This is a genomic window from Desulfocurvus sp., assembly GCF_023230885.1.
In the GTDB taxonomy this organism is placed as follows: domain Bacteria; phylum Desulfobacterota; class Desulfovibrionia; order Desulfovibrionales; family Desulfovibrionaceae; genus Desulfocurvus.
This window is the reverse complement of record NZ_JALNWM010000169.1, coordinates 1-7,858: the sequence shown is the minus strand read 5'-3', so window position 1 is coordinate 7,858 and position 7,858 is coordinate 1. Positions and strand designations below refer to the sequence as shown.

Annotated in this window: 8 protein-coding genes; 4 read left to right on the top strand and 4 right to left on the bottom strand. The window is 71.5% G+C overall.

Features of this window, described 5'->3' with window-relative positions; genetic code table 11:
* Nucleotides 1-356: 356 nt before the first annotated feature.
* The 3 genes from M0P34_RS11810 to pspF form a co-directional block, all read right to left on the bottom strand.
* Nucleotides 357-1,583: a hypothetical protein gene (locus M0P34_RS11810; protein WP_291499343.1), complete on the bottom strand. Its 1,227-nt coding sequence runs from the start codon at nucleotides 1,581-1,583 to the stop codon at nucleotides 357-359.
* A 265-nt stretch (nucleotides 1,584-1,848) separates the two neighbouring features.
* Nucleotides 1,849-2,889 (bottom strand): lipid A deacylase LpxR family protein, encoded by a 1,041-nt coding sequence (locus M0P34_RS11805; RefSeq protein WP_291499342.1) that lies wholly within the window; start codon nucleotides 2,887-2,889, stop codon nucleotides 1,849-1,851.
* Between the two features lie 22 nt (nucleotides 2,890-2,911).
* On the bottom strand, nucleotides 2,912-3,964 hold the full coding sequence (gene pspF, locus M0P34_RS11800) for a phage shock protein operon transcriptional activator (protein ID WP_291499340.1): 1,053 nt from the start codon (nucleotides 3,962-3,964) through the stop codon (nucleotides 2,912-2,914).
* Nucleotides 3,965-4,148: 184 nt separating this feature from the next.
* On the opposite strand from pspF, the gene M0P34_RS11795 reads away from it, so the two are divergent.
* From M0P34_RS11795 to M0P34_RS11780, 4 genes are all read left to right on the top strand, one after another.
* A complete protein-coding gene (locus M0P34_RS11795) occupies nucleotides 4,149-4,850 on the top strand; it encodes a PspA/IM30 family protein (RefSeq protein WP_291499337.1) in 702 nt (233 codons plus the stop codon).
* 40 nt (nucleotides 4,851-4,890) lie between these two features.
* Nucleotides 4,891-5,139, top strand: coding sequence for a hypothetical protein (locus tag M0P34_RS11790; protein ID WP_291499335.1), 249 nt, complete (start codon nucleotides 4,891-4,893; stop codon nucleotides 5,137-5,139).
* Nucleotides 5,126-5,629: an envelope stress response membrane protein PspC gene (gene pspC, locus M0P34_RS11785; protein WP_291499333.1), complete on the top strand. Its 504-nt coding sequence runs from the start codon at nucleotides 5,126-5,128 to the stop codon at nucleotides 5,627-5,629. The genes M0P34_RS11790 and pspC overlap by 14 nt, the downstream gene beginning before the upstream one ends.
* A gap of 329 nt (nucleotides 5,630-5,958) precedes the next feature.
* Nucleotides 5,959-6,714, top strand: a complete 756-nt coding sequence (locus tag M0P34_RS11780) for a GntR family transcriptional regulator (RefSeq protein ID WP_291499331.1) — start codon at nucleotides 5,959-5,961, stop codon at nucleotides 6,712-6,714.
* A gap of 101 nt (nucleotides 6,715-6,815) precedes the next feature.
* On the opposite strand, the gene M0P34_RS11775 is transcribed toward M0P34_RS11780, so the two are convergent.
* The coding region (locus tag M0P34_RS11775; protein WP_291499329.1) for a TRAP transporter large permease subunit at nucleotides 6,816-7,858 on the bottom strand (1,043 nt) is incomplete at its 5' end.

The following is a 7,858-nucleotide window of genomic DNA, read 5'->3' as shown; positions in this document are numbered from 1 at the left end:
GGCCGGGGTCGGGGGGGCCGCTCCGGCAGGGCCGCCCCGCCTCTGGGCCGGGCCTGGGGGGCGCTCGGCGGTTGCAAGCCCGGTGGCCCAGGCCGCCCCGCGCCGGGGCCGGGGGCGCCGGGTGCGAGATTCGGAGGCTGGCCAGGGCGCGCAGGTCCGCGCCCTCGCCAAGGCCGGGCGCGCCCGGCCGCCGGGCCAGCGCGCCGGGGGCCTCGGGGGATTGCCTCAACAGCGGGGGCCCGGCTCTGGGCCACCCGGGGCGTCGGAGAGGCCGCGAACGCCCAGGGCTTTCGGCGGCAGGAGGCTGGCCCGGGAGCAGCGCCGGGCCCCGGCGCGGCGGGTAGCGCGGCCCCCGGCTATTCGCGCGCGAGGCTCAGGGTTCCCAGGCGGGACTTGAGGTATTCCAGCAGCAGCACGCCCACGCGCTGGGCGCGGTCCAGGGTTTCGGCGTAGACATCCCCGCGCATGATCTTGCCGAAGTCGCCGCCCGCGAGCTCGGGATGGTCGGCGTAGGCCTGCCGGAGGGCGGCGGCGTAGGCGTTGACGCGGCGGTCCAGCTCGCCCTCGGGCATCTCGCGCAGCTCGCGGGCCTTGGCGGCCAGATCCTCGGCCGGGGGCAGGCGGTCCGAGCCGAGCACGGCGTTGAAGGCGTCGGCGAAGCGGCGGCACCCGGCCAGGATATGCTTGGAGCGCACCACGTTCATCTTGGCCCACCCGGCGCGCAGCCATTTGAAGACCACGCTGGTGGTGGTCGCGCCGCCGGGGTTCTCCACATAGGCCGTCACGGACCAGGACCCGTACATGTAGGTGTCCATCCAGCCCATGCCGCCCCGGGTCAGGCCGTCGATGCCGGAGTAGAAGTACTGCCAGTTGCCGTCGTCCAGCACCACGCCCTTCTTGCCCACGCCGGACAGGCCGTCCTGGGTGGCGATGGACAGCAGCACGGCCCGGCCCTTGTGGCGCATGAGCACCAGGGCGCGGTCCAGGTCGTAGCGGTAGTAGCCGCCGCTGAAGGTGTCGGGGGTGATCTCCTCGAACTCGCGCCCGTGCAGGACCACGGGGCGGTCCAGGTCGTCCAGCAGGGTCCACAGCCCGGGGTGGGTCAGGATGTCGCTGCCCGGCTGCCAGCCCGAAACACGCACCACCGAAGGGTAGGTCAGGTAGGCCGGAACCTCGGGGTTGTAGGCGTATTCGAGGATGCGCGCCAGGGGGCTGTTCATGATCTCGCTGCTCATGGCGCCGCTGGCCCCGTTCATGGCGGGCAGCTCCAGCCCGTCGCCGGGCCCGGCCAGGATGTAGTCGAGCAGGGGCGCGGCGGCCTGGGGGTCGAAGACCGCCTGGCGGTCGCCCGCCAGGGCCAGCAGGGCCTGCGCCGAGCGCACGGCCTCGGCCGGGGGGGCACCGGCGGCGTCCGGGCTGTCGGAGGAGTTGGACGCGCCGGGGGCGCCGGGGGCGCCGGGGGCGCCGGGGGCGGAGAGCATGGGCAGGGAGCCGGTGTCGGCCAGGGCCCGGGGCGCGGCCAGGGCCAGGCCCAAAAGCAGCAGCGCCACGCCGCCCAGGGCGCGAAGGAAGGCGTATTTCATGGTATATTTCCAGAAGGTTCGCGTTGTTGCGATTGGCCCGGATGTGACGTTTTTGTGACCACGGGCAGACGATAATCAGGAAATGCCCTTGTGGCAAGGGGCTCGCGTTGCGCGCCGGGTTGCGCGGGCCGCCGCGGGGCCGGGGCGTGCGGGCCCGCCAGGCCCGCGTTGCGCGCGAGGGGCCGGGCGCGAGGGACGGGCCCCGGCCCATCTTCCCCTCGGGTCCGCGTTGCGCGCGAGGGGCCGCGCCGCATGCCGGGCCCGCCTAGAACGTATAGCCCACGCTGAAGGAGCCGAAGACCTGCCCGTCGTGCTGGCCCTCGAATTCCGGGGAGCGGTAGACGTGGGTGTAGGTGAAGGTCCAGCGCCGCCAGATGACCGAGACGCCGCAGAACACGTCGGCCACGAAGGGCTTGCGCGTCACGCTGTGGCTGTGGCGCCAGGTGTTGCCGTCCAGGAAGATGTTGCGGGCCACGGCGCGCCCGTCCACCCCGGCGAAGACGTTGTAGCCCAGCTCGCCGGTGACCTGGGGGTCGCCCGGGTCGCCCGGGGCGCCGACGATGGCGCCCGGGCGGATGAGCGAGACGCCGAAGTCGGCGGGCAGGTTCCGCCCCAGGCGCACCTGGCCCCCCGCGTTGGCGTAGGTGAATACGTTGCCCAGGGTGCCGCCGTAGTGGGGCAGGGCGTCGGCGGCCCAGCCCCGGCCCAGGTCCACGCGCAGGGGCCGCTGGATGCGCTGCCAGGTCAGGTTCAGGGTCGGCTCGTCGTGGAGCTGGTGGTCCCAGCCGCGGGAACGGAATTTGTTGATCAGCCGGTGCCAGCTGTCCTGCACGAACTTGCCGCCCGAGGAGGGGCCGACGATGCCCGCGGCGATCTCGAAGCTGTCCAGGCGCGTGGCGTTCTTGGCGTGCAGGGCCAGGGCCGCGTAGCTGTGGCCCGCGTAGGGCCGGTCGTCGGCCTGCAGGGCCTCCTCGCGGGTGGCCACCGGGGTGTAGATGCTGTTGCCGAAGGAAAAGCCCACGTTGTAGGTCGTGCCCGCCGGGCGGCCGCTCATGAGCGGGATGGATTCCAGGGCCCGGGCCAGCCAGGGGGCGTGCTCGCGCAGGAAGGGCTCCTGGGCGTAGCGCGGCAGGTCCTTGGAGAGCACAGAGATGTGGAAGGCGTTGGTGTAGTGCTCGTCGGTCCCGGCGAAGAAATCGTTCTCGTCGTAGAAGGTGACGGTGTAGGAATCCTCGGGGCGCAGGGGGGCGTCCTGCGCATCGCCCTGGGCCGCCGCAGGCGCCGCCAGCAGGGCCAGCCACAACATAAAGGCAAGCGAAGCCAAGGTGTTACGCGGCATCGAGGTCGTCCTTGTATTTGCGATACAGGCCCCGGAACTGGTGGTAGCCCAGGCCGAGCAGCCGTGCGGCGGTTTTCTGATGGTGGCGGGCCGAAGTCAAGGCCCGGCGCAGCAGGTCCAGCTCCAGGGCGCGCACGGCGTCCGGCAGGGAGGCGGGCAGGGGGGCGGCCCCCGGGGGCGCCGGGGCTGCGGGGGGGCTCCCCGGGGCTGCGGGGTCGGGCGCCGCCGGGGGGCGGGCGTCCTGGTCGGCGTCCGGGCGCCAGGGCGAGGCGAAGGGGTCCAGGACCACGGCGTCCGCCGCGTCCAGGGGGCCGCCCCGGGCGCGGTGCACGGCGCGCTCCACGGCGTTTTTCAGCTCGCGCACGTTGCCCGGCCAGGGGTGGGCCTCCAGGGCGCGCAGCACCTCGGGCGAGAGCCGGGGGGCCTCTTCCAGGCCCATTTCCACGGCCATGCGCGCCGCGAAGTGCCGCGCGAGCAGCGCCACATCGCCGGGGCGCCCGCGCAGGGGCGGCACGGTGAGCACCTCGAAGCTCAGGCGGTCCAGCAGGTCGCGCTTGAAGCGCCCGGCCCGGGCCAGGGCGGGCAGGTCCACGTTGGTCGCGCCCACCACGCGCACATCCACGCTCACCGGGCGCGAGCCGCCCACGCGCTCGAAGCTGCCGTACTCCACCACGCGCAGGATTTTTTCCTGTACCGGCAGAGGCATGGCCCCGATTTCGTCCAGGAACAGCGTGCCGCCGTCGGCGCGCTCGAAGCGCCCGGCCCGGCGGGCTGCGGCGCCGGTGAAGGCCCCGGCCTCGTGGCCGAACAGTTCGCTTTCCACCAGGGTTTCGGGCAGGGCCGCGCAGTTCAGGGCCACGAAAGGCCCGGCCCAGCGCGGGGAGAGGTAGTGCAGCCGCCCGGCGGCCAGCTCCTTGCCCGTGCCGCGTTCGCCCACCACCAGCACCGGCCTGTCCACCCCGGCGGCGGCGGACAGGCGCTCCATGAATTCCAGGAACGCGTCGGACTGGCCCAGGGCCTCGGGCAAGGGGGGAGTGCGCATGGTTGTTTTTACCATAAAATGGTTTTTTAAGCTGATTATAGGATGATAATACCGAATGGCGCGCCGGGGGTCAACGTGGAAAAGTCCAATTATTGCGGATGGTTGCCCCGGCGGCTCTGTGCGGCACGCATCCTGCTTCCGGTCGGGCACGATCCGTCGAACCCAAGAGACAAAGGAGGGCGCCGTGGGCGTTTTCAACCGATTCAAGGACATCGTCAGCTCCAACATCAGCGCGCTGCTGGACGGCGCCGAGGACCCGCGCAAGCTCATCCGGCTCATGGTCCGCGAGATGGAGGAGACCCTGGTGGAGCTCAAGGCGGGCTGCGCCGGGATCATGGCCGAGCGCAAGGCCCTGGAGCGCGAGCGCGAGGCCGTGGCCGAGGCCGCCGCCAAGTGGCACGCCCGGGCCGAGCTGGCCGTGGACAAGGGCCGCGAGGAGCTGGCCCGCGAGGCGCTCCTGGAGAAGAACGCCCACCTGCGCCGCCAGGACGCCCTGGACGCGCAGGCCGCGCACCTGGAGGCCCTGGTGGGCCAGGCCCGCGAAGACATCGCCCGCCTGGAGGACAAGCTGGCCTCGGCCCGCGAGAAGCAGCGCCTGCTGGAGCAGCGCCATGCCCGGGCCCGCTCGCGCACCCGCGCCGGGCAGACGCTCACCCGGGCCGACAGTTCCGACGCCATGCGTCGTTTCGACGACTTCGAGAGCCGCATCGAGCGCCTGGAGTCCGAGGCGGAGCTGGCCGCCCCGGGCCGGGGGGGGCAGCTGGAGCAGGAGTTTGCGCTTCTTGAAAAGGACGATATCATCGCGGCCGAACTGGCCGAGATGAAGAGCCGCTCCAGGGCCGGGGCCCCCAAGGCCCGGGCCGCCAAGGCGGACGTGAACGACTGACGCCCCCGGCGGGCCGGGGGCAAACCCGAGGCGGTCGCCCATGCATGGAATGTTTGCCTTGTTCATCCTCGTCCCGCTGCTGGTCCTGGCGGGCATCGTCGCCCTGGTGGCCCGGCTGTTCCGGGGTTCCCTGTCGCGCAGGCAGCCCCCGGAGATGGAGGACGAGACGCGGATGATCCAGGAGATCTACACCAAATTGTCCCGGATGGAGGAGCGCGTGGACGTGCTCGAAACGTTGCTCCTGGAGGAGTCCAGGCGCGAGAGGGAGGACGGCCATGGCCAGGCGTGACGGATTTGGCTGCGGTTTTGGCCGCTCCGGGCGTGGCGGGCGCGGCGCCGAGCGCCGCGACGAGCGCCGCGCCGAGCGCTACGGCGACTGCCCCGGCGGCCCGGGCGCCGGGCGGCGCGAGGAGGGCGGCGGGCCCTACCGTTCGCGCCGGGGCATGGTCCTTGGCGTGTGCCGGGGCCTGGCCGAGCATTTCGACTTCCCCGTGTTCTGGGTCCGCGTGTTCACGGTGCTGGCCATCCTGTTCACCGGGCTGTGGCCGGGGCTGGCCCTGTATTTCATCGCCGGGCTCTTCCTGAAGCTTGAGCCCGTGTTGCCCGTGCACAGCCCCGACGAGCGCGAGTTCTACGACGCCTACGCCTCCTCGCGCGCGGGGGCCCTGGCGCGCATCCGCGACAAGTTCGAGCGCCTGGAGCGGCGCATCCGGCGCATGGAGGACGTGGTCACCTCGCGCGACTACGCCTGGGAGGAGCGCCTGCGCCAGCGGCGCTGACCCCATCCCCGGGCCCGCGCGCCGGGCGGGCCGCCATAGAATGGCCATTGCGCCGGGGGCCTGCGCCTCTGGCTCCGCCCTGGTCCGGTTTCCCCTCCGCACACGGATCCCGCCAGCCCTGACGGGCCGCGGATTCTCCTCGACGACGCTGCACCGATCTGGCATTCTCGGAGCTGCTCCGCCGGCCCCGCATGACCCGCGCGAGCCCGGAGCTCAGGCCGCCCGCGTTGTTTCGGGCCGGGCTCCCTGGGGGCGGGGGGCCTTGTTCCCTGCCGTCGGCGGGCCGCCCCGGCGGCGCATGCTGCCCAAACCCCAAACAGCGACGGACCATGACCGAACGCAGACCTTCCCTCGCGCCCCAGGGTGAGCCGCGCTTCCGCCATCCCGGGCCGCCCCTGTATTCCCAGCTTGCGGACTACCTGCGCCAGCAGATCACCGGCGGCGCGCTGCCGCCGGGCACCAGACTGCCCAGCCTGCACGAGCTGGCCGGACAGTTCGGCGTGGCGCGGGTCACAGCGCGCCAGGCCGTGCAGCTGCTGGTGGAAGAGGGCTTCCTGGCCAGCCGCCAGGGCCGGGGAACCCACGTCGTGCACCGCCTGCCGAGCATGACGTACGAGAACATGCGCACTTCATGGAGCGCCATGGTCAAACGCATCGAGGGTGCGCAGGTGGAACTGCTGCACGCCGCCGACGTGACCACCTGTCCGCTGCTGGCCGCCGACGAGCCGCATCCGGCCCCGGTCTACCACTACATGAAGCGCGTCCACATTAAGGAGGGCGTCCGTTTTGCCCTCATCGACCTGTACCTCGACAAGCGCATTTACGACCTGGCCCCGGCGCGTTTCAACGAAACCACGGTCATTCCCGTCATGGGCGAGATGGACGTGTACATCGAAAGCGCCCGGCAGATCCTGACCATCGACACGGCCTCGGTGGAGGCATCCCGGTACCTGGGTATCCCCATCGGCTCGCCCGTGGCCCTGGTCGATCGCGTGGCGCGCGACCGGTCTGGCTGCGCGGTGTATGTGGCCAGCATGGTCCACCCCGGGCAGCGTGTGCGTTTCGACATCGATCTTGTGCGCTAGAGGGGCGCACCGCACTCGCGGGCGGCCACACAGCCTGGCAGCCCCCGGTCGACCTAGGTCGGCCGGGGGCTGCGCGCATGGAGGTTCAAGGAGGCGGAAGGCTAGGCTTCGGCGGACACCAGCGGGCTGAAGTGCTGCTGCATCCACAGCTGCACCGCGAGAATCCCCACGGCGCCCACGGTGACGGCCAGGGTCTGGGCGGCGCCCAGGCTGGCGCCGAAAAGCACCACCCAGAACGCGGCGACCATGCCCGCCAGGGCCAGGGGCCAGTCGCGCGCCGTGAAGGGCCGGAGCATGGCGCCGTAGAGCAGGCCGCTCATGCAGGTCAGGCCCGCCAGGATGCATACCAGGGAGCAGCCCGCCCAGATGGGGTCGCCGAAGTCCCAGGAGAAGATCGGGTTGTAGATGATGAGGAACGGCAGGATGAACCCGCTGAGCGCCAGCCTGAATCCGTGGACGCTGGTAATGGCGTAGTTGCCGCCCGAAATGCCCGTGGCCGCCAGGGAGGCCAGCCCCACAGGCGGGGTCACCGCCGCGATGATGGAGAAGTAGAAGCAGTACATGTGGGCCTGGAGCAGGTCCACCCCAAGGGGCGTCAGGGTCGGGATGATGATGATGGCGCATAGGGCGTAGGCTGCGGCCGGGGGCACGGCGCAGCCCAGGACCAGGGCCACCAGCATGGTCACCAGCAGGGCGATGAAGAGCTGGCCGCCGGCCAGCAGGTGGATCAGGCTGGCGAGCTTGCTGCCCAGGCCGGTGGAGATGAGCGTCTGGGCGACCATGCCGATGAGGGCCAGGGAGATGCCGATTTTGGCGCCGGTAATGGCACCGCTGACCAGTGAATCGACCACCTCGCGTCTGCTGGGCCGGGTGTCCTTGATGGCGAAGCCGGTGACGGCCGTGACAACGCAGGCCCAAAAGGCCGTGTTGGCCGGGCCGTAACGCAGGAGCAGCATGGCGAAAATCAGCCCGATGGGCACGATGAACACGAACATGCGCCGCCGGATGAGCCGCCAGTCCACTTCCAGATGCACGATCTGGAGATTCTTGCGCACGGAAAGGAACTGTACGCCCACGGCCACGGCGAAGTAGAACAGCGCCGCGGGCAGCAGGGCCGCGACCATGACCACCGCATAGGGTTGGC